The sequence below is a fragment of the Thalassolituus marinus genome (assembly GCF_020320395.1).
Classification (GTDB): domain Bacteria; phylum Pseudomonadota; class Gammaproteobacteria; order Pseudomonadales; family Oceanobacteraceae; genus Venatoribacter; species Venatoribacter marinus.
Genome location: NZ_JAEDAH010000042.1, coordinates 110,709 through 135,466 on the forward strand (window position 1 = coordinate 110,709; position 24,758 = coordinate 135,466).

The following is a 24,758-nucleotide window of genomic DNA, read 5'->3' on the forward strand; positions in this document are numbered from 1 at the left end:
TCCACGTCAATACTCTTTTGATAACAGAAAAATCAACATTATTAACCAAGTATTAAGTACTGGTTTTATCGATATTAGCGAGGGGCGTGCTTGTTCTCATATCCACAAGCTGCAAGGCAACGCAACGGTGACAACAAGGGTTACCACCGGAGCGTGTGAGCCATATGAATTTATAGCTTATTGTGCAAAACGCTCGTTTCCGCAGGCAGCAAAGAAGCCAGATGTGAGCGGGCAGAAAGACGTGATGAGCTTAAGGAAGATCACCCGGCAGCAGATGCTGCCGGGCGGTTTTGCTATTGCCCAAAAGGCTGTGGTTTCGGTGTTGCGTCTACCGATGGTGGCAGTATCGGCAAGGCGAAGGTTGGTTGCTCACCGGTCAGGGTTTTCAGGAAAGCCACCACTTTGGCATTTTCATCGGCGGTGAAGGTTTTACCCAGTTGTAAGCGCCCCATAATATCCACCGCTTCGGTGAGTGTTTCAGCCTCGCCATCATGGAAGTATGGGTAGGTCAGCTCGACATTACGCAGGGTTGGCACTTTGAATTTAAAGCGGTCGGCGTCTTTACCGGTCACACCGGCCAGGCCTTCAGCCGGGTTAGTGGTTTGATACGGTTGCACCAGGCCCATTTTCTGGAAGGAGCTGCCACCCACCGCCGGGCCGTTATGACAGGCAACACAGCCGGAGTTTTTAAACAGTTCGTAGCCGGCTTTTTCGTTGGCGGTAATGGCATTCTCATAGCCCAACAGCCACTGATCAAAGCGTGAGCCTGGCGTCACCAGCGTTTTTTCGAATTCAGCAATAGCATCGGTTACACGGTCGATGTTGATGGCATCGTCGCCGAATACCAGGCGGAATTCATTCACATAACCGGGTATGGATTGTAAGACACTGACTGCCAGCGTATGGGTGAACGCCATCTCGCCCGGGTTAGCAATCGGGCCACCTGCCTGTTCCTTCAGGTCGGCTGCTCGACCATCCCAGAACTGCGCTACATTCATGCTGGAGTTAAGCACAGTAGGCGAGTTAATCGGCCCCTGCTGCCAGTTATGGCCAATGGAGGTTTTCAGGTTGTCGGTGCCGCCCATGCTCAGGTTATGGCATGAGTTACAGGAAATAAAACCAGACTTGGATAAACGTGGGTCAAAGTACAGTTTCTTGCCCAGTTCGGCCTGAGCCAGATTGATATTCTTGACCGGTTCAATGGGTTGAACTGGCTCCGCTGCGATACTTTTTAACGGCAGCAGCGCCGCCATGCCCAGCAAGAAAACGTGCTTTGCGGTTTTTTCCATCATCAGACCCCCAACAATATTCCAGATTGGTTATAAACCTAGCAGCTGATCATTTTCCGGCAAATGACATAAGTCACATTAAACCTGCGAAACAGCGAAACTTACTGCCCCGCCGGATTCTGCAGCACTGACAAGGGGGCCGGCTCGCTGGTCGGTTGTGCCGACACTGCCTGCAGGAAGGCATTCAGTGCCAGCATTTCTTCGCTACTCAGCCCCAGCGGCTGAATGGCTGGGCAGGACACTATCCGGACACCCACGTTAATACTCCATCAAATGGTTCGCGGGCATGGTGCGTTCCTACGGGACACTATCCGGAGGCATCACTATCCGGACACCCACGTTAATACTCCCCCCCCCCGCCCGTCGCGGGCATGGCCCGTTCCTACGGGTTTAAGCGTCCGACATCCAACGTCCGACATCCAACGTCCGACATCCAACGTCCGACATCCAACGTCCGACTCCCGCCATCACCGCCACACCCCAAGGCCTGTACCGAAAGTCAGCCAGCCAGAACTTGATCAGGCCTATGTCTGAACTATCGTTATTTAGTCAATTCATGGAGCCAGACTATGAAACTTGTTCGTCTGATATACGCCAGCCGCAAAACGGAACACTGGAACGATCAGGAGCTACAAAAGCTGACGGCTCAGGCCTCCGAGTACAACCGTAAGCATGCGATTACCGGTGTGCTTATCTTTAACCGCAAGAATTTCCTGCAGTGCATTGAGGGTGAACGCTCGAAGGTGTCGGCGTTATTTCAGAAGATTGCCCATGATGATCGCCATCAGAACATCGAGCTGATATCCGTTGAGCAGGTGGATGAGCGGGAAATGGAGCGCTGGAGTATGTGTTATATTCCGGACAGCCATATCACGAAAGAGCTGGTGCTTAAGTACTCCGATTCTGACGATTTCAATCCGTTTGAGATGACCACACGAGGCGCCTTTGCATTTATCCGCCACGCTTGTGAACTGATGCAATCTGCCCAAAAGTAGCGGGGCTTACTGCCCCGCCGGATCCTGCAACACAGGCAAAGTAGCCGGTTCACTGGTCGGTTCGGCCGACACCGCCTGCAGGAAGGCATTCAGCGCCAGCATTTCTTCGCTACTCAGCCCCAGCGGCTGAATAGCTGCATCAATCACCGGGAAGAAGGGGTCGTAGCGGCTTTCATACTGTGGGTAGTTGCCGTTGCGTCCCTGCGTCATGCCGGCGTTATACATCGGAATAACACCTACCACGCCGCCGCTTTTTGTTTCCCGCGCCAGTATTGGGAATACACCGTTGTGCATATAAGGCGCGCTGTAGGCGATATCGCGCAGCGGCGGTACACGGAAAGCCCCCAGCTGCTGATGGCTGCGGCTTTGCTCAAAGCGTCCGCGATCCTGCAGTGTGCGGCCATAGTAGGTTAAGCCGGTATTACGGAAGCTATGGTCGCTCAGCAGCGGCCCACTGTGGCAGTTCATACAGCGCGCTTTGGTGCGGTACAGATGCAGTCCATGCAGCTGCTGATCATTCAGCGCCGTGCTGTCACCCTGCACAAAACGGTCGAAGGCCGCAGGGCGACTGATCAGCGTGCGCTGAAAGGTAGCAACCGCTTTGGCAAAACCGTCGAGGCTTGGTTGTTCATCGCCATAGGCGGCCTTAAACAACGGGCCATAGCGCGGATCTTCCTGCATACGTTGCAGTAGCTGTTCCAGTGTCAGTGCCATTTCCAGCGGGTCGCGTACCGGGTGAGTGGACTGTTGCTCCAGCGTGGTTACCCGGCCATCCCAGAAAAACGCTGGAAAGTATGCGGTGTTAGTAACCGGCATAGCCTGACGCCGGCCTTTCTGCCCGGCTGTGCCCTCCGACACCCGGCGCTGATCACTCCACATCTGTTGCGGCACGTGGCAGGACGCACAGGCGACATCGCGCCCGGCGGATAAGTTGCTATCGAAAAACAGCGCCTGACCAAGTGCCACTTTGGCTTCGCTGTAAGGATTATCGGCGGGAAACGGCACCGGCGGTAAATTCCCTAACTCCTGCCATTGAATACCGGCATCCACGGTTGGTGCAGGCCACAGTGCAGAAGGCTGAGTGTATTGCGCGCGCAGCGCGGTCAGGTCCACCTCGGTAGTGACGCGCGGCTTAGTCGGAGCGGCGGCATCGGCACGGAAGGACAGCGGCAACAGCAGCGCCTGATTAGCCGTCACCAGCTCGGCTGTCGGCATGCGCACCACTACCAGCTGTTCCTGCTGATCGCTGTTGGTTGAAGCCAGCGCCCAGTAATCGCCATCGGCTAACGGCAGGCTGGCGGGATAACGCCACTGCCCCTGCTCGGCCAGCGATTGCAGTTCGTACAACATGGGCAAGCGCCAGTCGCTGTGACCACATAAGGCGCCGCTGTTCAGACTGGCCGCCTGAGTCACCGCCGCTGATGCTGAAACCAGGCCCGCATCTGCCGCCACCCGCGCCCAGATACGCTGACCACGCGGCCAGCGTTGCTGCACAGGGCGATCAACGTAATCAGCGCAGCGCCAGTCGGATTTATCTGCCGGCAGGTGCTGCCAGCGCAGCGGTCGGCCATCGGCCTGCAGACGAATCATGCCGGATAACTCCGTCAGATCCGCCGTAGCATATTCCTCTGCCAGTGCTGGCTGGCGTAAAGCCTGGCTGCGAATCAGCAACGCCTGGTGCGCCAACTGATAGCCAATGCGATGTTTCTCACTGGCGGCCAGCATACGCGCCATGGTCCAGCTGTCGGCGTAATCGCGTAGTGCCTGAGCTTCATTATCCAGCGGCTGACGCTGCTGCAGCACCACCGCATGCAACGCATTGGCTACCTCATCCAGCAGCTCGTCAGTGCTTTGCCCGGCGGCAACATCCGCCAGCGCCAGTGCGGCGGTGGTCTGCGCCGATACCCGCAGCGGAGCGTCGTTTATCTCCTCGCTTACTGCGCTGCGCAGGCGCACCGCGCCTGCCAGCACCTCAACCTGAGTTGCCTGCTGTTCGCCACGGGCAAAACGGAACTGTCCGTCGTCCTCTACCCGGGTGCGCTGCAATTCCTGACCGCTGGCATTCAGCAGTCGGGCTTCATAGCCGTGCCAGTCAGCCTCTGTACCGGTAACAGAAACCTGCCCCTGAATCGGCTCGGAGCCGTTACAGCCAGCCAGCAAAGCCGCCAGCGCCAGCCCCTGAAACATCCGGTTTGCACGTTTCAGCGACATAGATAATAAAAAGCTCATTCGCAAATCTTATTGATAACGATTCTTAGTATGTTTACCATTGTATAAAATTACACCTGAAATAAGAACAGGGACTGACAGATATTTACCTGTCGGCATCGGATAGCCAGCACCGTGAACCGGACCATTTTCAGAGGAAAACAGAATGCATACCTTGCGGCGCCCACTTTTGAGTGTTGGCCTGGCCACCCTGCTGTCTGCAGCCCTGTCAGGCTGTAGCGATTCATCCAGCTCTTCATCCACAGGCAGCGATGGTGAACAGCCTTCACCGCAAGCGCCTGTTACCGTCAGCGGACTGGTCACCGACCCGGCCATCAGTGGAGCGGCAGTGCGCCTGGACGATGCCGACGGCAACGCACTGGCACAAATCACCCTGACCAATAGCCTCGGCGAGTTCTCGTTTGCTGATGTGGATTCCGCCAGCCTCGATGGCGCACTGATCAGTGCCAGCGGTGGTAGCGACAGCAGCACCGGCCAGAGCTTCCGTGGTCTGACGCTGCAGGCCCGTTATCAGCAGGACAGTGACAGTGTGGTATCACCACTGACCACGCTGGTAGTTGCCACCCAGCAGCGTGCTGGCGTGGATTACAGCGCAGCCCGCGAACTGGTTGCTGCTGCGCTGGGTCTGAACGCTGCGGATGTCGATGCCGACCCGGCCTCTTCTGCCAGCGTACAGAAAGCCAACCTGCAGCTGAGCCGTCTGGCCTATGCGCTGCGTGCGGCGAATGGTTTCAGCCGCGTCGATGAGCTGATCAGCACCTACGGTAACGACTGGCAGGCCATTGCCGATGCAGTAGCTGCACTGGATATTGGCGACAGCATTAAAACCCGCGTGGCGGAACTGGCGCCTGAACTGAATGATATTGCCGCCCTCGACAGCAGCCTCAGCGCAGCTGATGTGGTGCTGCAGGCAAACCGCCTGTCATTTACCTATGGTGTGCAGCGCTTCCTGGCCAACAGCCTGTCATACACTGCGGCCGATGCTTCTGCTCAAGCAAACGTCGTCGCCCTGGCCGATGCGCTGTGGACAGCCAATGGCCAGCTGGGTATTCCATCGGATGGTGCGCAGTTCGCTAACATTATTCGCTTTGCGTTTAACCAGTACGCCATCGACAGCAGTAATCTGGACGACAGCAGCTGGACGGTTCCGGCCGAACTGAGCAGCGACAGCAACATCGCCAGCCTGTCGACCCTGACTGTGATTGATCACACTATCCCTCTGACCGACGATGATTTACTGCTGACTGAAGCGGATAAACGCGCCTATTTTTACGCATCCGATCTGGCACCTGCGTATAAAGCCGAACGTCTGTTTGATGGCATTCTCGACGACACCATTGTTGATCCGGTTTTCACAAAAATTGCGGCCGATTACGCACTGCGCGGTCAGGCAGAAAAAGCCGACAGCATTCTGAACAGCCAGATTTTTACCCCGTTTAATAAAGCCTACGGCGACCTGCGCGTGGGTAATGCCTACGAAAAACGCGGCGAGCGTGAAACAGCGGTTATTTACTGGGCCAGAGCGGCAGAAAAAGCCAGCACGTATCTGCAGGACAAAGGCGCGGAAAACATGGACGCCGATGATGCCAGTTTATTCCAGGTTATTGCCAAGGCTTACACAGATGCAGGAATGGTTGACGAAGCCAATGCTGTGCTGGAGCCGGTCCTTACCTTTATTAACGCTAACGCAGGCAGTTACAGCACCGCATACGGTCGGATTATTGTTGCCATCGGCAAAACAGTTAAAGCAAAAGTAGAGCTGGCAGAAGAGAATAATCTGCGCAGCGATCTGCTGACCGATGCGTTAACCAGCACCCAGCTGCTGGACAGCATGATTGATGGCATTGGTCTGCAGACAAGTTCAACCAAGTGTGGCGACCACTACATGCTGCGCACCATGTACCTGACGACTCTGGCCGATTATTACCGCCGTCTGGAACAGGCCAGCAGCGTTGAAGCGACCATTAATAAATTCGTTGAACTGCGCGCGACACACGCCTGTACTGCGACTCGTACCGTTACTTACGTTAAGGGTCTGGTCGAAGAATTCGCCTACCTGGATGATATTGCCGGTTATATGACATTGGTAAATACCACCATGACCGACGCCACTGCGACTCAGGTTTCGCAGGCGACTGCCGCTGCCGAAATTTATGAAGCCGTCGCGTTGGCAAAAAGCGGTGACGTAACCGCAGCACTGGCAAAGATTTCCACCACCGATGTGGTTGAGCGTGTCGAGTATCTGACTGGCTCCGGCATTTCACTGCAGGGCGATAACCCGAAGCTGGGCGTACGCTTGTTACTGGATGGCTATATCGACGAAGCTGCCGAGGTATTGGATGCGGCCTGGACGCTGGCTATTTCTGACGATTATCTGACTGCTTTAACCAACGATGGTAGCACCTACGTCCGCTATGGCTGCGGTAAAATCGCACAACTGACCTACGACTATATCGACCAGACACAAGGCAGCGCGCGTCTCAGCACCTGCACCACGCTGGTGAGTGATTACACCGCCAACAGCAGTGTGACAACTGAAGCAAAAGCGATTGCTAACGCCTACCTGGCAAGTATTGCCATGCACATGGGCGATAACAGCCTGGCACAAAACGCTTATACCGATGTTCTGGCTCAGGGTGCTGTACTGCTGGACAGCGGCAGTGAAGACGCGTTTAACACCGTAGCCCGCAGTGTTTATGAAGTTGCCAGTGCTGGCGGAATTGCTGCCGGTATTCCATTCACCGCTTTCCTGGCACCAATGAATGATCTGCAAGCCCTGCGTGATACCACCGCCGCTGACGCAGCCGATGAAGATGGCTACAACACAGCACTGGATATGACCAGCTCCCTGATTGCCTACTACGGCTACATCATGCAAGCCCTGCGTGAAGATTCCGTACAGAACGGTATTGATCCGGCTCTGCCAAGCTACGTGAGCCTGCTCAAAGAGCGTTCTCTGGCACTGGCACTGGCGGGTGAAACCATCGCCAATAAAACCGCCACCCAGGATACCCGTGACGGTTATTACAGCGGGTTATTTGGCACGACAACTCCCAATGCAGCTCTGACACTGTCTGAGATTCAGGACTCCGCTTCACAGCTTCTGCCACTGCTGAGCGATACCGAGTCGGCCAGCGATATTAATGATTACCGCCTATCAATAGCTACCGATATTCTCAACAGCGATGTATTCCTGAACGATGCCTTTGCCTCGCAGGATCTGGATAACGATGGCCGCGTGGATTTCTTCAGTGAAGAAGCCAGCGCCGATGATATCGCGGCATCGGCACTCACCCTCGACAGTGACAGTGATGGTGACGGCATTAATGACGACATGGATAACACTCCGTTTTACTGCGAAAGCTGTGCACTTTAATTAAATTATGTCTGACCATCTGTTTATGGTCGCCCGCAACAGCAGAGCCTCGGCTCTGCTGTTTGTCGTTGCGACTTCGGCCATTGCCACTACAACCCGGGCTGACGATACCCTGGCCGTATTACCGGTTACGCAGGTATCCACCTCGGCTACGCCATCAACCCGTACCGACATGCAGGACAGCAGCGGTAAAATCACGCTGGATAATCGTGCAGTTAAAGACTGGTCGGACAGTACTGGCCTGTTAACGGATATGCTCGACACTCTGCCAAACGTGCAGTTCAGTGACGATGCCGACAGCGAAGAGGCTCTGACCTCGTTAAAGCCGCAATCTATTTCGATTTCCGGCGGGCGTTTTTACGAGAATAATTTCTCGTTAAATGGTTTATCCATTAACAGCCTGATCGACCCTGCAGGTGCAGGCAATGCAGAGTCGGGTATTAATGATATCAGCGGCCATGAAATGGCTATTTTTGTTGATACCAGTCAGCTCGAATCGGTGGCTGTGTATCACAGCAATGTTCCGGCGGAATACGGACGCTTTACCGGCGGCGTAGTCGATGCCACCCTGCGTCTGCCAGCACAAACCAGCCAGAGCAATATCAGCTATTACACCACTCGTCCGGCCTGGGTGAATTTTCACATCATTACCAATGGTAACGATGAAGACGATCCCAATTACAGCGCACCGGAAGATCCGCAGTATTCGCGCATGCGTTTTACCGCCTCCCACGAGCGTGGTTTAAATGACCGTCATTCGGCACGCATTAATATGAATTACAGCCGGGTCAGATCGCCGTTTGTATCACTGGCACAAACGGAATACAGCACCACCGAAAGTGCCAGCCTGACACTGACCCATGGCTATCAGTACGATCAGTTAAACGTTGTGTCATTTATTCAGACATCGCCTTACCGTACGCAAACGTCTGTTGCCAACACGCTGAACAGCAACTACCAGCTGAACAGTGGCGGCACACTGCTGGGCAGCACCTGGACGCTGCAACAGGAAAACGCCACACATACACTTAAATTATCGGCAAACTATTCTGAAAACAGCCGCAGCGCACCCGATCATTACTTTAACTGGCTGAACTCCAACTCACGCAGCTGGGGGCTGGAAGCAGGCTTAGGCAGCAGTAAAGAAGGTGGCTTTGGCTCGCTGGATAAATACCAGTCCGGCTATGCCCTGATGTGGAAAAGTGAGTTTGCCAGCGCACTGCCACTGATTTCAGCCTGGCGTACTGGTGCCGACTGGCAATATAACCAGACCGGTTTTAACCGCCCAGACGACACGTATATCTATAAATCACCGCTGTATAACACTCAGGTACAGTGTGTAAATCAGACACTGGACTGTGTGCAGCGCGAACAGTATTTCACTGCGCGCCAGATTTATCCGGCGGATAAAGTCAGCGTTGGCCTGAATCAGCTTGCACTGTTCAGTGAAGTGGATTTTGATTTTAACCGCGCCCGCCTGACACTGGGTGCTCGTGCCGACCACGATGACTTCCTCGATAACCTGAATATCGCTTTCCGTAGCCGCGCCAGCATCGACATTAGCGCCGATAAACACTGGGTTGTGCATACCGGTTTTAACCGCTATTACGGCGGGCCATTACTGACCTATCGCCTGCGTATGGCGTCAGAACCCTATTATCAGGAATACCGCAGCACCACCCAGAATATTGTTAACGACTGGGAATACGACAGCGAAACCGGCAGCTACCGCTATATCGCCAACGACCTTGAAACACCGTACAGCGACGAGAAAACGCTGAGCATTAATGGTCTGGTTTTTTCCGGTGTTATGCGTATTGAGTGGCTGGCCCGTGATGGCCACGATGAGTTCTCGCGAGAAGAAACCGGCGTACAACCCGATGGTTACAACTACTACCGTTTAAATAACGATGGTTTCAGTCACTATCGCAGCATTGCGCTGAGCTGGGATACGCAATATGACGACTACCGCTTCGGTTTTAATATCACCCGCTCGCGTACCGAAAGCAGCAATGCCTCCTACGACGATGATGCCGATGCCGCCGTCAGCGCCGATTACGTCTGGTACAAAGGTCAGCGCCGTACACTGAGCGATATTATTCAGCTGCGCGAAGATTATGCGCGCCCCGTGATTGCAACTCTGTACGGTGCCTTTGACGTCACCTCTGCATTATCCGTCAGCAGCAAAGGTCGGTTTAAATCGGCTTACACAACCGTCGCTGAAAGCAGTAGTTCAGGCTATTCCACAACCGTCACTGAGAATGGCGTAACCCGCAGGGAATACCTCGACGGTTACGCCGACACAACGATCAGCGCCAGTTTTATGCTGGATACCACGCTGCGCTGGAAACCATTGAAGTCAGACCAGCTGGTTGTGGTAGCCGAAATTACCAACCTGTTTGATCGCCGTACCTACACAGTTGGCGATAGCAGTGATGGTATCGAAGTGGGACGTAAAATCTGGCTCGGCGTCGAGAGCACCTTCTGAGTGCTCCCACGCCGTGGCTGAATCAGGCGACCTGCAACGCCGGCCCGCAACGTTCTGCAGCCTGCACTTCCTGCAGAAACGAACTGCCCCAGTGAGCGATATCGTAGTGGCGTACGATATCGTAGCCTTCGCGCAGACGCGCGCGGGCTTCGCTTTTATGCATAGTCAGTGCCTGATGACAGCTGACCATTAATTCGTGCGGATCATGCGGGTTAGCCAGCACAGCGCCACGTAATTCAGCCGCCGCTCCGGTAAACTCCGACAACACCAATACGCCACTGCCTGACGTTAAGCCCTGAGTGGCCACATACTCTTTCGCCACCAGATTAAGGCCATCACGCAACGGCGTAATCCACATAACATCGGCCATGGCGTAATAGGCAACCAGTCGCTCAAACGGCACGGCACGAAAGAAGAACTGCACCGGGGTCCAGCCCAGCGTGGCAAAGCGTCCGTTAATACGCCCCACCGCCTGTTCAATCTGATTCTGCAGACGGTTGTACACTGTCATCTCACGCGCGGCTGGTACACATACCGTCACCAGTGTCACCTTGCCGACCAGCTCCGGATATTCCTGCAGCAGGCGTTCGTATGCTTCCAGCTTCTGCAGAATACCTTTGGTGTAATCCAGCCGCTCGACCGACATAATCAGTTTTACACCCTGCAGATCCTGGCGCAGCTCTGTCATCAGCTGGCGAATTTCATCGCTTTCCAGTGCATTTTCAATGCGCCCCATATCCAGCCCGACCGGGTGAGCGCCTAAGCGGATAGTGCGGCCATGCACTTCAATTTCACTGGTCATTTCATCCAGCCCGACAGCGCAGCCGTAGGTCAGAAAGCGCGGCGCACAGCTTTGTTTTTCTTTAACCGTTACCGGTGCCACACCGCGGGCAACGTCAACAAAGTTTTCTGACTGACGCGGAATGTGAAAACCAATGTAGTCACACTGCAGCAGGCTACCGACAATATCGCGGCGCCATGGCAGCACATTGAACACATCCGCCGATGGGAAATAGGTGTGGTGAAAAAACGCTATTTTCACATCCGGGCGCATCTCTCGCAGGTAAGCCGGCACCATCCACAGGTTGTAATCGTGAATCCACACCGTCGCGCCCTCGGCCGCTTCTTCTGCGGTGCGCTCAGCAAATAATCGATTCACTTTCAGGAAAACCTGCCAGTGATCTTCGCGGAAACTCGCACGTTCCCAGAAGGTATGCAGGGTTGGCCAGAAGGCTTCCTTGGAAAATTTCTTGTAGAAGATATCCACATCTTTTTTCGATAACGCGACCCGCGCCGCCACCAGATTCGGGTATTTTTCGCGGTCGATGCTGGTGTGGGTTTCAAACTCGCCGTACTTCGGATCATGTACCGACCAGGCCACCCAGGAGCCTTTTTTTCCGTCAGCAAAAAAACTCATCAGCGTTGGCAGAATGCCGTTGGGGGATGTTGGATTGCGACGTTTTATTTTGCCCTGATCGTAGTATTCCTCGTACGGCAGACGGTGGTACACCATCACCAGATCGGATTTTCCCAGCTCGTGCTGCAGTGCGGTTTCATTGTCTATGCCGGCTTCGCCGAGAAAGCCGAAATGACTGATGGCTTCGAGAATACCGCCACAGCCCGCTGCCTGAGCATGCAGCACCGTGGCACGATTTTCTGTCTGTGCCAGTAATGCCGGTTCCGACTGACCAACGCATACGCCAACAAAATTCTGTTCATACATGGATAAATCATTCAGGGTATCGCCCGCGACCAGCACCTCGTCATCAGCAACACCCAGATGTTTCATCAGCGCTGTCAGAGTACTGCCCTTGTTCACACCGGCAGGCAGAAAATCGAGATACTGTCCGGCGGAATACAGCATATCCACCGCAAAGGTTTGCGCGACCTGCTGCACTTCCGGAGTCAGCGCAGATTCATCACAGAAAAAAGAACAACGGCGTTCCTGCGGTACGTCCTGACGCACAATTCCCGGAAATACAGCCATCGCTTCCACCAGCCGGTACTCGCCGGGCCAGCGATGTTCTATCGGACTCTGCACTTCCATTACTGGTTGCAGCGTATCGCCGTGCACAACCGTGGCACCGACATCGCTGATAATGAATTCGGGTTGCGGAATTGCCGGATCGGACAGCAACGGCATAACGGATTCAAGTCCGCGTCCGGTGACAAACACCAGCCGGATGTCCGGGTGCGATGCAATTAACTGATAAAGCTGATGGCGGCTTTCTGCATCGCCTCCTAAAAACGTACCATCCAGATCGGTAGCCAGAAGCATAATGTTCTCCTTGTCTGACGCAGGGTAAAACCCCTGGAAATTGAATGCACCGGAGGACTGCCCGCTGGGAACAGTGCCCGCTGTCAGAAGCGGGCGGTTAGGCAGTCAGGCTGCGGTAGCAGCACAACTCACCGGTACAGAAGTTAATGGCCGGAAGCGGAAGAAACCTCCTGTGCAGTCTGAGCGTCGTCACCAACGTCGGAAACAGTAAGCCCTTCTTCTTCCGGCAGCATTTCCAGCGCGGTGGGCGTGGTACGCACCATCGGCACAAAGGCGGAAGGACTTTCAGGTTCTTCTTCAATCAGGGTATGCAAGTTACGAACCGCTACCAGAACGAGCAGCCCCTGCATCACGCAAAACCACACAGGCAGGGCGTTTGCGCCGGTCTGCCCCATCAGCCAGCCAGCCAACGCTGGCCCCGTGGCTGCACCAATGCCGTGCACCAGCAACAGGCCACTGCCCCCTGCCAGAATGTCACGCGCTTCCAGGTGATCAACCAGATGAGCGACCGCCAGCGGATAAATGGCAAACGCCAGTCCACCGTATACGGCGATGCCCAGCATCAGCCCGGATACCGATGCCGACAACGGAATCAGCACCAGCGCTGCCAGTGCAGCCAGACCGGCTACCACGGCAATGACCCGCCGCCGGTCGTGACGATCGGAGTAGCGGCCCAGCGGATACTGCAACAGAGCACCGCCAATGATGGCGCAACTCATAAAGGTCGCTACCTGATGATCATTGAGGCCGCTACGTGCCGCATATACGGCGCCCAGCCCCCAGAAGGCGCCCATCGCCAGCCCGGACAATAAAGCGCCGCCCAGCGCTACTGGCGCGGTTTTATACAGGTTTCGGACACTGGCGCGCTGCACATCGTGTACTTCCGGCTGATGCACCCGCGTCCAGGTGACCGGCATCAGGCTGAGCGACACCAGAATGGCGGCGATAGCGAACAGCGCAAAATTCTGAGCGCTGCCAAACTGCAGAAACTGTTGTGCCAGCGCCAGTGCCGCGAGGTTGACCACCATATACACCGCAAACACCCGTCCGCGCTGATCTGCGGGGGTCTGGGCGTTAAGCCAGCTTTCAATCACGGTATACAGAATCACCAATGCCGTACCGGTCAGTACCCGGCACAAGCCCCAGGCGATGGGATCGACCACCAGTACGTGCAGCAACACCGACGACGCCACCAGCGCCGCGCAGAAGGCAAACGCGCGGATATGCCCCATACGGCTGATCAGTGGCAGCGCCAGATAGGTGCCGAGAAAAAAGCCGACAAAATAGCCCGACATAATCAGGCCCATGGTGGTATCGCTGTAGCCTTCGCTGGCACCGCGCAGGGCCAGCAGCGTATTCAGCAGTCCGGTACCCAGCAGCAGTAGCGCCACGCCGGACAGTAATGCCGTAATCGGCAGTATCAGAGGTATCACAGAGGACTCCTTACCCTGTTATGCACACGGAAGGGATAGCACATTGCTATGAAGTGAGTATGAATCATGACACATAAAGTGTAAGTGAGTTCCGCCCACCTTGCTCACATTGCCGCGCCTGAAGCCTGCAAAGCGGTCAAAGCCGGGGCTTTACACTCTCTGACTATTTGCAAATATTAATACTTCTCATTTAGTTTCTTTCTGATACGATGCCCACCTCTGTTGTTTATCGGGAATCCGTCAGGCGTGGCCGCAACATCGTTTCTTCGTATCTCCATCCGCCAGTGGCATTGGGTCAGTTCTGCATTCTGCCTGGTGGGTATGATCCTGTTTGCCATTACCGGTATTACCCTCAACCACGCCAGCAGTATTGAAAGTACGCCGCACACCATCAGCATTGAAGCCGAATTATCGGCCGGATTACTGACCGCACTCCGCCAAAAGGAAGAAGGCCCATTACCGCTGGCGGTACGTCACTGGCTGGCCGAACAGCACAGCATTGTCACATCCTCAGCCGCCGCTGAATGGGAGGACGACGAAGTCTATCTGGCGCTGCCACGTCCGGGTGGTGACGCCTGGCTGAGTATTGATCGCAGCAGCGGTAGCCTGATTTACGAAGCGACTGAGCGCGGCTGGATTTCCTATTTCAACGATCTGCACAAAGGCCGTAACACCGGCGTCGCCTGGCAGTGGTTTCTCGATGGCTTTGCCGTCGTCTGTCTTATTTTCTGCCTCAGCGGTTTATGGCTGCTGACGCAATACGCACGCCAGCGCCCTGGCACCTGGCCGGTCACGGCACTGGGCGTGGTGCTGCCGTTCATTATTCTTATCCTCACCGTTCACTGACATTGTCACAGGAGCCTTGCATGACCATTTTCAGACAGACAGCGCTCGCCGCTCTGGTCGTTGCCGCTGCCACTCAGGCGCAGGCCGCAGACCTGACGCTGGATATTCAACTGCCCGAGCTGGCGGTTGCCGAATACCACAAACCCTACGTCGCTGCCTGGCTGGAAAACGGCAATAACGAAGTAGTTGCGCAACTGACGGTCTGGTACGACGTCGACAAGCGCAACGACGCCGGCAAAAAGTGGCTGAAAGATATGCGCCAGTGGTGGCGCCGCGGTGGCCGCAGTCTGGAATTACCAGCAGACGGCATCAGTGGTGCAACTCAGGGACCTGGTGACTACCAGCTGACCTATTCACTGGATAAGGGCCCGCTGGCCAATCTGCCAGAGGGTGATTACCGCGTACGAGTGGAAGCAGCGCGTGAAGTCGGCGGACGCGAATTAATCAATTTGCCATTCCACTGGCCTACCAGCGAAAAAACCATTGTCAGCGAAGCCGGCAGCTCAGAACTGGGCAAGCTGCGTCTGACCATTCAGCCCTGAGTCGCCCTGTCAGCAAAAGGAAAATACTATGTTTAATGCACGTACTTTATTTCTCTCACTGTTAACACTGACTGCGGTTGAAGCACAGGCCCACCGTGCCTGGATTCAGCCCGCACTGACTGTACTCTCCGGCGAAAAAGCCGTTGTCTCTTTTGATGCCGCAGTATCCAACACTATTTTTATTGCCGACCACGCAGCCCTGCGCAGCAATGGTCTGAATGTGACTGCTCCTGACGGCAGCGTACGTGAAGTAGAAAACCTGCACACAGGTAAAAACCGTACTGTGTTCGATGTCACCCTTGATCAGCAAGGTACCTACCGTATCGGTATGGCCAGCAGCGGCTTGTCTGCGCGCTGGGAAACCGAAGATGGTAAACGTGCCTTCTGGCCGCCACGCGGTGAAAAAGCCGATCCGGCTGAGTTCAGTAAAAAAGTTCCGGCCGATGCGAAAAACCTGAGCGTCAGTTACAACAGTCGCCGCATGGAAACCTTCGTGACTGCCGGTGTACCAACGGATGGCATCTTTACGCCGAGCAATAAAGGCCTGGAAATGATTCCGGTAACGCACCCGAACGATTTATTCGCCGGTGAAGCCGCTACTCTGCGTTTTCTGATGGATGGTGAGGCGGTAGAAGGTGTGGAAGTCACATTAATTCGTGAAGGCACCCGTTACCGTAACAGCGAAGACGCCATCGAATTACACACCAACAAGCAAGGTGAAGTCGTCATTAACTGGCAGGGTGCTGGCCGTTACTTTGTTGAAGCATCTTACCGTGACAACAAAGCGCAGGCTCCGGCCACTCAGCGTTCAGGTGGTTATACCGCCGTGCTGGAAGTATTACCGGACTGATCTGTGAACGCAGCGAATGTTCCTTACGCGGCCCTGCTACTGGCAGGGTACGCCGTCTTCACCCTGTGGTGTTACCGTACAGCGCTGCTGTCCTGGTGGCAGAACCGCCAGCAGCACCACAGTCTGCATGATGTATTAATCGGTTACGGCAGTGAAAGCGGAAATGCGCTGGCTCTGGCCCGCAGTTTACGCCAGCAACTGGTCAGCCAGGGGCAGACGGCACAACTGATTAATCTGAATAAAATTGCACCCGCGCAGTTAACCCGTGACCAGCGCCTGCTGATTATTACCAGCACCACTGGCGATGGTGAAGCGCCGGCCAACGCCGAACGTTTTTTCCACAACCTGAGCAGCAGTGGCGACAGCCTGCAATGCGAATTTGCCCTGCTGGCGCTGGGCGACCGTCTCTACAGCAATTTCTGTGCATTCGGCCACCAGCTCAGCCAGCAATTAAAATCGCTTGGCGCACGTCCTTTATTTCCGGTACTGGAAGTCGACCGCCTCTGCCCGCAAACCATCGAGCACTGGTACGAACTGCTAAGCGCCAGTGGTTTTCCGGTACAGGCACCGAAAACCTCAACCCGCGGCGTGGAAAAAAACGAACCCTTTCCACAGCGCTGGGCACTTAAAAAACGGACATTGCTGAATCACGGCAGCCCGGGCAACGCCATGTACGAACTGGAGCTGAGCAGCCCGCTGGCGGCCCACTGGCAAGCCGGCGATACCGTTCTAATCAACATCGCCGGTCAGCAACGCGAATACAGTATCGCCAGTACGCCGGCAGAGGATTGTCTGCGTTTTCTGGTGCGTATGCAGTATCACGATGACGGCAGCCCCGGCCTTGGCTGTGGCTATTTATGCGAAACCATTAGCGAACGTGATGTGATTGAGCTGCAGTTAAAACGTAATCCTGCCTGCTACGATCCCGCAATGGATATGCCAATGATTTTAATTGGTAACGGCACCGGCCTTGCCGGTCTGCGTGCACAGATACAGCAACGCCTGAACAGCAAACAACATGGCGATATGTGGCTGATTTATGGTGAGCGCAGCGCAGAGCACGATCGTCCCTGGCATCAGCAACTTAACCAGTGGCACAGTAATGGCGATCTCACTGCACTTAATTTCGCCTTTTCCCGCAGTCATGCGCCCTGGCCGCCATCATTGCAGGGCAAGGCCTGTGAAGGCTACGTACAGCAGATTCTTAAACGCGAAGTATTGCAGCTGAAACAGTGTCTGGCCAAAGGTGCGGTGATTTATTTATGCGGCAGCCGCGATGGCATGGGCAGTGATACCGACCGTACCCTGCGTGAGCTTATTGGTTCTGATTATGTTGACGAGCTGGAATTAAGCGGCCGTTATGTGCGGGATGTGTATTAACCAGTTTTATGGCTCGGCATCTGTAACAGTACTCAGTAAGAAAAAGGTGCTTCTGCTATACAGAAGCACCTTTAAAGGCAATGCCATATAAAAGACGGTGATTAAGGGGTAATGGTGATCACCATTTTCTGCTCATACAGACCAGACTTTCCTTCGGCGTAATAACAATTCGATATTTCATCAACCGCTAAAGCAGCCAACTCAACAGTAACATCCGTCGTTACCCCGGCAGGTACAGAAAAGCCAACCGTATCATCGCATTCCACCATCAGATCGGCAGCTTCGCCACTATCATTGATTCCTGCAACCCTGAAATGTGGTCGCAAGCCATAGTCACCACCAGCCAGCTCTGTTATTTCAAAGGTGCCGGTATCTGTATCGAGTGACGTAAATGCATGGTCATCGCCATAGTTCACAGCATCCATAATCCAACCACCATCACCCACGCTGTCTGACGACGTTTCACCATCATACTTAGCTAGCTTTGCGTGAATTTCCATGCCGAAGCTTTCACCCAGCATCGCAGAATCAATCGTTCCGGTGATTTTGGTTCCGGCAACAAGTGGTTTTACCAGTGGGTAATAGAGCACTTCGTTGGCAGCGTAAATAACGTCATCAATCAGTTCATCGGGATCTTGTGTACCGGGTACCCCTGTACCAGCATTCCCCGCATTAATACCGGCAAACTGATTACGGCAGTAAAAGTGATAATCGGCATTAGCCTCGTACTCATAATAGGCCGGTACTGGTCGACGTTTTCCTGCAATAACCCCGAAGAAGTACATATCATCGCCATTAGCCTCTTCTTCTGACCAGCCGTCTGCCTGATACTTTTTCGCAGGGATGCGGGCAAATTCAAAACTGCCATCTGTATCCGTAATGACATTAATTTCCTGATCTGCTGCGCCATAGTTCAGGTATAACGGCACACCTGCTGCTGGTACAGCATCGGTTTCTCCCTGAGGCGTATAGTAGACTTTACCTGATACATTACAGGTTGATTCGGGTGACTGATCGCTGACCCGAATGGTTTTCACTGGCAAGTAATCCCAGACATTCTGATCAACAGGACTATCCTCATCGTCTTGCGGAGGTGTTGCGCTACCTGTGAAGTCAGCCAAACGTTCCTGTAAATCCGTTGGTAATGCAGAAGTGCAACGGCTATCGACACCGGTATCTGTTTCATAACCAAAGAAGCCTGCACTTTGACATTCGACACCCAGAATCAAGTCACTGCTACTGGTAACAATTCCACTGTAAATATCGTCACCATTAACATTGCCGTTGTAATAGGTGTTTCCCTGGTAGTCGAGAAAGTGATCCTGATTCACTAAGCCATAAATTCGTACGCCAAGAATCTCAATGTGCTCTTCCATCAGTTTACCGACACCACCATCCGTGAAGTCAGCTTCAAGTTGGTCTGCAGCTGCCTGAGCGATTTGCTCAAACGTTTGATCTCCGGCATCAAATAACGTCGACACCAGAGTTTGTGTACGATTCAATTCAAATTCGATAATACTCACGCCTACAGCCATAACGACTTCTGCAGTGAGATCAGGAAAATCAGGCACAGCAGCGAGTATTGACGGAATATAGGATTCCGGGGCCCCAGCATCCAGCGCCCCCTGTTCAATCGCATCATCCATCTGCTGCTGGCCAGCATCAATCTGGTTCTGAGAAGCTACCAGAATATCTGTCGCAGTTGCTCTGGCAATGGAATCCAGTGTCAGTTCCAGTACCTGATATTCTGGAGAGCTATTGTCCCCGAGACGATTTGCAAATTGCTCATCAAGGGTGTCATCCAGGCTCTGCAACGACGTCAAAATCCGGTTAACCGTATACATCGCCAGATAACTGCGGAATACCGCAAGATCAGACTCCTCAAGCTCTGAAACAGGTGTATCTCCGTAGAGAGCAACGGGGTCTTGCTGTAAATCGTCTGCTGTTATCTCCCGGCCAATCTGAGCTGAGAACTGATTTATCAGCACCAGAATCTGTTCTTCCGTCAAAGCATAATTTGCCTGCAACGTAGTCGCAGGCGTCATCAATGCTGGCGGAACGTCCGATTCTTCACTTTCCACCTCAACATCCTGAGAGACCACAACCGTCAGTGGCATCCCGTAGGGTTTACCGTCGTGCAGGCCGTATTGTGGTACCTGCCAGGAACCTTTGTTTTCTATAAGAACCTGAACTTCTGTGAACCCATCCGGCCACTCCCCCAGATCAAACTCACCGGTATCCGACGTGATTGTGGAGGGTTCGTCGTTATCACAAGTACTGTTGAGGTTAAGATCGGCGCAAATCACTGCATTTGCGATATAAGGGTCCACCGCCAGCCCCGTCAACGAAACTCGCTGAACCGTCACCGTCGCAGGAGTGCCAGTATTATCACCATCAGGAGTATTACCTCCGGCATCAGATGAGTCTGACGAGGGGCTACTGCAACCCGATACTGTCATGCCTGCCACCAGCACAGCCAACAACAGCTTCTTGTTAATGCAGGCAAAAGGATATTCTGGCGTCATTGATAGTCCTCTTCGATCTTTAAAACCTCAGGCTGTTCAAAACATTGCCCGACCACTATGAATATGATCATTCAGCAAGTGAGTGAAATCAACAATGATGCCGGCTAATGCTGATCTGTAGCAGATTATATGCATCTATAAATGCTTCCGATCTTAACGAGAGTATTTATCAATCACTAAAACAAGATGTAAATCATTTATAAATGCTAGTGAATCGTATGAACAATATGATCCATACCTTTGAAAATATAAGCGGCCGTTATGTGCGGGATGTGTATTAAATCGGCAGAATGAAGGCGGCCCTGATACATGGTGGGCAGTGCCCACCGGTAATTTGGTGTTATTAAAACCTGTCGGCAAACACATCCTGGCTGATCGCATCGATAGTCGCACAGCCAGTTAACGCCATCGCCATTTCCAGTTCTTCCTGAAAAATACGCAGCATATGAGCAACGCCCAGCGCACCGGCCACGGCCAGTGACCATAATTGCGGGCGACCAATACACACAGCATCGGCCCCGGCAGCCAGCGCCTTCACCACATCGGTACCGCGACGAATACCGCTGTCCATTAAGAGCGTCATATCCTTTCCGACAGCAATACGAATCGCTGGCAATAAGCTCAGTGTTGCTGGCACGCCGTCCAGCGTACGTCCACCGTGGTTGGAAATAATCAGGCCATCAAAGCCAATTTCCTGCAGCGCTTTTGCGTCTTCGGGATGACTGATGCCTTTCGCCAGTAAGGGTAATGACGTCTGTTCGCGCAGCCACTTCAGATCATCGAGTGACGGCCGCTGTTTCATAAAGTGCTTGAATATAACGCTCTCGCCCTCGGCCGCAGTATTCACGGACGTAGCAAATTCCACCAGGTTCTCTTCGCGCACGCCGTCCGGCAAACGGAAACCAGCGCGCTGAGCGCGGTTACGTACGCCGCTGACCGGCGCATCGAGGGTGATAACAATGGCCCGTGCATCGGCCTGAATGGCACGACGCAATAAGGTCTGGTTATCTTCACGCTGTGGCTGCCAGTAAAGCTGAAACCACCACTGCCCGGCATGCTGAGCAATCTGTTCCAGCGCAACGCTGCTGAGGGTACTGACAATCAGCGGCACATTCATCGCCGCAGCAGCCTGGGCCGTTGCTATTTCACCATATGGATGAAGCAAGCGCTGATGCGCAACCGGCGCCAGCAACAGTGGGCTGTCCAGTTCATAACCGAGAATGCGGGTGCGGGTATTGGCGGTGGAAAAATCACTTAATACACGGTTATAAATTGGCTGGCGGGCAAAGCTCTGCAGGTTTTCCGCCAGCGTATGTTCATCTGCAGCGCCGCCACTGATATAGGCCCAGATATCATCGCGAATAAAATGACGGGCGTAGCGTTCATAGTCGCTGATGCTGACCAGATCCGGTGGAATGTAGTCCAGTGCGGGTTTTAAAATATGTTCATTATTCATCAAAGCAGTCCTTAAGCTTCAATACTCACACTTCGGCCCACTGACGCACCAGGTTGTGGTACACCCCGGTAAGCTTGACCAGCTCAGGATTATCCGCGTTCTGCTGCTGCAAATTCTGCAATGATGTATCCATATCAAATAATAACCGGCGCTGCTCATCACTGCGGATCATGCTCTGAATCCAGAAAAAAGAAGCCAGACGACGGCCTGCGGTTACCGGCATTACCTGATGCAGACTAGTGGATGGATACAACACCGCATCACCAGCCTGAAACTTAATCGACTGGCTACCATAGGTATCTTCGATAACCAGCTCACCGCCTTCGTACTCTTCGGGGTCGGAGAAGAATACTGTCATCGACACATCGGTACGCACCTTCACCGGCGTGCCTGCCACCTGGCGAATGGCGTTATCCACATGCACACCAAAATTACCGCCGCCTTCGTAACAGTTAAACATCGGTGGATAAATTCGCAGCGGTAAAGCCGCCGACATAAATTTTGCATTACGTGCCAGCGCCGACAAAATCCGGTCGCCAAGCCTTTGAGCGGCTTCGGAATTTTCCGGCAGCTGATAATTATTTTTAACTTTTGCTGACTGATAGCCGGTGGTCACACTGCCATCGACCCAGTCGGAGTTGACCAGTACCTGACGAAATTCATTCACTTGATCACGACTTAACAGGGCAGGAATTTTAATCAGCATAATGTGTGTCCGGCAGGCGTTAGCAAACGCAGGGTTAAATCATTTAAACAGAAACAGCCGCACCCGTTACCAGGTGCAGCCGTTGGTTCAGACGCTGATTATACGAATCAGAAGCTGAAGTTGGTGCTCAGGCTGACATAACGACCTTCACCCGGTACGGCGTGGCCGCCGCCCAGCAGATCGATGTATTCAACATCGGTCAGGTTAGAACCGTTCATCTGCACGCCCCACTGATCGTTAACCTGATAAGACACCATCATGTCGAAGATCAGGTAATCGTCAGCGTATTCACGCGATGCAGGCACTGAACTGTTGTAACGCTTACCCATGTACTGGGCACCCAGACCAGCGGCCAGTTTGTCAGTAATCTGGTAACGACCCCAGGCACTGGCAGAGCTTTTCGGTGTGCGTGGCAGTTCGTTACCTTCCTGCGCTTCGTCGGCACCTTCTGCATTCACCACTTCGCTGTCCATGTAGGTGTAGGCAGCAGAAACAGAGATCGCATCAGTAATTTCACCGGCAACGCTCAGTTCCAGACCATCAACACGCTGCTTACCGTTCAGAGTTTCGTCGCGGGTATCATCAGTGGTCAGGTCGTCATCGGTACGGGCATCGGTTTTTTCTGTACGGAACAGCGCCGCGCTGACAAAAGCTTTGCCATCAAACAGCTGCCACTTGGTACCCAGCTCGTAGCTGCTGGTTTTTTCCGGATCCAGATCTTCCAGATACAGGCTGCGTGAGCTGATACTGGTCAGACCTTCTGCCGATGGATTAAAGGAAGTACCGACCGCCGCGTAGATGCTGCCGTTTTTCGCAGGCTTATACACAACACCGGCGTTCCAGCTGAATACGCTGTCGTCACGCTTGGTTTTCGCATTCGGGTCGGTATCGTCTGCCAGCTGGTAGTAATATTCCGTGCTGAAAGAATCGTAGCGACCACCCAGACTGACTTCCCATTGCTCATTCAGAGTCAGGGTGTCGAATACATAGATCGCCTTGGTATCACCCTCAGCTTTGGCCGTTTTATCGCCGCGGCTGTAGGTACCTGTGTAGGCAATGTTGTTATCCGGGTTGTACAGATCTACCACGACCTGATCGACATCGAGATTGTCGGTGCCGTTATCATCAAAATTCCAGCGTTCGGATTTTTCTTTAAATACCTCAACACCAGCAACCACATCGTGCTGTACAGAACCGGTCATGTAACGGCCGATTACGTCGAACTGAGCAACGGTCAGAGAGTCTTTGGTATCACGGGTTTTTGGTGAACGCTGACGTACATCGGTGGAATCACCGATGCTGTTAAAACGTGGCGCAGTAATCACCGACTGACGTTCAACCGAACCAGTGCGTACCAGTGCGCGCAGCGTGGTTGCGTCGTTCAGATCTTTTTCATATTTCAGAGTCAGGGATTTGGCATCAATTTCTTCGAAATCACGATCCACGTTGCCGTAGAAATTGCTGTAATCCACATCCGGAGCCGTGCCTTCCTCGGACGCCAGCTCTGCGGTTGGTGAAGTGCCGTTACCCACCCATGGCAGACCGTAGTCCGGCATGTTGTCCTGGTTCTGAATATCGACGTTAGCGGTGAAGCGGGAATCCGTGCCCAGACCCGTGGCGAAAGACACAGCACCGGCAACAGCAGAATTAAATACTTCATCACGGCCAGCAACGTCGCTGTCGTGCTTCATCAGGTTAACGCGCACGGCCGAGGTATCACCCAGAGCCATGTTGGAATCCAGCTGCGCGCGGTAATCGCCTTCGCTGCCCAGACGCAGTGACGCGTTGTTAGCATTTTCCAGTTTGGCGGTTTTCTGCTGCAGGTTAATGGAACCACCGGTAGAACCACGACCATAAACCGCAGAGCCAGGACCCTTGGCGACTTCAACCGCTTCAATGTTAAACGTATCACGGGAGTAACCGGCAATATCACGCACGCCGTCGATCATAATATCGGTGCGGGCAGAGAAACCACGAATAGACATATTGTCGCCGGTTGGCTGACCACCTTCACCGGCTGCCATCGAAATACCCGGAACATTACGCAGAGCATCACGCAGGCTGTCGACATTACGATCCTGCATAACCGACTGCGGTACGACCGAAATGGTTTTCGCAGTATCCAGCAGAGGCTGAGTGTATTTAGGCAGAGTCGACTCAGAAACAACGTAGCTGTCTTCCGATTTGGTCTGCGCCTGAGTGGCTGGCAGTTCACGAACATCGTCGGCGGCCATGGCGGACAGGGGCAGTGCGGAGGAGACGGCCAGTGCCAGAGCACTGCGCTTAAAACCATGCTTAGTCATGCTGTTTTTCATCGGGATATTCCATTGAATTCTTTTGTACGCTGAGTGAAGTGCCACCCCCG

16 protein-coding genes are annotated in these 24,758 nt (G+C 53.8%); 7 read left to right on the plus strand and 9 right to left on the minus strand.

The window, feature by feature from the left end; all coding sequences use genetic code 11:
* Nucleotides 1-293: 293 nt before the first annotated feature.
* Together I9W95_RS08570 and I9W95_RS08575 are read right to left on the minus strand one after the other, a co-directional pair.
* Nucleotides 294-1,292 carry a cytochrome-c peroxidase gene (locus I9W95_RS08570; protein WP_318653602.1) on the minus strand — a complete coding sequence of 333 codons (999 nt, stop codon included), beginning with the start codon at nt 1,290-1,292 and terminating at the stop codon, nt 294-296.
* A gap of 98 nt (nt 1,293-1,390) precedes the next feature.
* Nucleotides 1,391-1,546, minus strand: a complete 156-nt coding sequence (locus tag I9W95_RS08575; RefSeq protein WP_225673860.1) for a hypothetical protein — start codon at nt 1,544-1,546, stop codon at nt 1,391-1,393.
* A 312-nt stretch (nt 1,547-1,858) separates the two neighbouring features.
* Between I9W95_RS08575 and I9W95_RS08580 the strand changes: the two genes are divergently transcribed.
* Nucleotides 1,859-2,284, plus strand: coding sequence for a BLUF domain-containing protein (locus I9W95_RS08580; protein ID WP_225673862.1), 426 nt, complete (start codon nt 1,859-1,861; stop codon nt 2,282-2,284).
* Nucleotides 2,285-2,290: 6 nt separating this feature from the next.
* Here I9W95_RS08580 and I9W95_RS08585 read toward each other — a convergent pair whose 3' ends face one another.
* A complete protein-coding gene (locus I9W95_RS08585; RefSeq protein ID WP_225673864.1) occupies nt 2,291-4,513 on the minus strand; it encodes a cytochrome c peroxidase in 2,223 nt (740 codons plus the stop codon).
* Between the two features lie 145 nt (nt 4,514-4,658).
* Here I9W95_RS08585 and I9W95_RS08590 point away from each other — a divergent pair, with 145 nt between their 5' ends.
* Together I9W95_RS08590 and I9W95_RS08595 are read left to right on the plus strand one after the other, a co-directional pair.
* Nucleotides 4,659-7,889 (plus strand): carboxypeptidase-like regulatory domain-containing protein, encoded by a 3,231-nt coding sequence (locus tag I9W95_RS08590; RefSeq protein ID WP_225673865.1) that lies wholly within the window; start codon nt 4,659-4,661, stop codon nt 7,887-7,889.
* A 7-nt stretch (nt 7,890-7,896) separates the two neighbouring features.
* The gene (locus I9W95_RS08595; protein ID WP_225673867.1) at nt 7,897-10,377 is read left to right on the plus strand and encodes a TonB-dependent receptor; all 2,481 of its coding nucleotides are present in this window, start codon (nt 7,897-7,899) and stop codon (nt 10,375-10,377) included.
* 22 nt (nt 10,378-10,399) lie between these two features.
* Here I9W95_RS08595 and ggpS read toward each other — a convergent pair whose 3' ends face one another.
* Nucleotides 10,400-12,655, minus strand: coding sequence for a glucosylglycerol-phosphate synthase (gene ggpS, locus I9W95_RS08600; RefSeq protein ID WP_225673869.1), 2,256 nt, complete (start codon nt 12,653-12,655; stop codon nt 10,400-10,402).
* Nucleotides 12,656-12,798: 143 nt separating this feature from the next.
* Nucleotides 12,799-14,088 carry an MFS transporter gene (locus I9W95_RS08605; protein ID WP_225673871.1) on the minus strand — a complete coding sequence of 430 codons (1,290 nt, stop codon included), beginning with the start codon at nt 14,086-14,088 and terminating at the stop codon, nt 12,799-12,801.
* 246 nt (nt 14,089-14,334) lie between these two features.
* Between I9W95_RS08605 and I9W95_RS08610 the strand changes: the two genes are divergently transcribed.
* Genes I9W95_RS08610 through I9W95_RS08625 form a run of 4 tightly spaced genes read left to right on the plus strand, consistent with a single transcriptional unit; the run spans nt 14,335 to nt 17,706 of the window.
* The gene (locus I9W95_RS08610; protein ID WP_225673873.1) at nt 14,335-14,934 is read left to right on the plus strand and encodes a PepSY-associated TM helix domain-containing protein; all 600 of its coding nucleotides are present in this window, start codon (nt 14,335-14,337) and stop codon (nt 14,932-14,934) included.
* Nucleotides 14,935-14,954: 20 nt separating this feature from the next.
* Nucleotides 14,955-15,476 (plus strand): DUF2271 domain-containing protein, encoded by a 522-nt coding sequence (locus I9W95_RS08615; RefSeq protein ID WP_225673875.1) that lies wholly within the window; start codon nt 14,955-14,957, stop codon nt 15,474-15,476.
* Between the two features lie 28 nt (nt 15,477-15,504).
* The gene (locus I9W95_RS08620) at nt 15,505-16,326 is read left to right on the plus strand and encodes a DUF4198 domain-containing protein (RefSeq protein ID WP_225673877.1); all 822 of its coding nucleotides are present in this window, start codon (nt 15,505-15,507) and stop codon (nt 16,324-16,326) included.
* A 3-nt stretch (nt 16,327-16,329) separates the two neighbouring features.
* Nucleotides 16,330-17,706, plus strand: a complete 1,377-nt coding sequence (locus I9W95_RS08625) for an NADPH cytochrome P450 oxidoreductase family protein (RefSeq protein WP_225673879.1) — start codon at nt 16,330-16,332, stop codon at nt 17,704-17,706.
* A 101-nt stretch (nt 17,707-17,807) separates the two neighbouring features.
* On the opposite strand, the gene I9W95_RS08630 is transcribed toward I9W95_RS08625, so the two are convergent.
* The 4 genes from I9W95_RS08630 to I9W95_RS08645 form a co-directional block, all read right to left on the minus strand.
* Nucleotides 17,808-20,231 carry a hypothetical protein gene (locus I9W95_RS08630; protein ID WP_225673881.1) on the minus strand — a complete coding sequence of 808 codons (2,424 nt, stop codon included), beginning with the start codon at nt 20,229-20,231 and terminating at the stop codon, nt 17,808-17,810.
* 343 nt (nt 20,232-20,574) lie between these two features.
* Nucleotides 20,575-21,687 (minus strand): alpha-hydroxy acid oxidase, encoded by a 1,113-nt coding sequence (locus I9W95_RS08635; RefSeq protein ID WP_225673883.1) that lies wholly within the window; start codon nt 21,685-21,687, stop codon nt 20,575-20,577.
* A 25-nt stretch (nt 21,688-21,712) separates the two neighbouring features.
* A complete protein-coding gene (locus tag I9W95_RS08640) occupies nt 21,713-22,393 on the minus strand; it encodes a Fe2+-dependent dioxygenase (protein WP_225673885.1) in 681 nt (226 codons plus the stop codon).
* Between the two features lie 107 nt (nt 22,394-22,500).
* Complete coding sequence (locus I9W95_RS08645; protein ID WP_225673887.1) at nt 22,501-24,708, minus strand: TonB-dependent receptor; 2,208 nt, start codon at nt 24,706-24,708, stop codon at nt 22,501-22,503.
* Between the last annotated feature and the right edge of the window lie 50 nt (nt 24,709-24,758).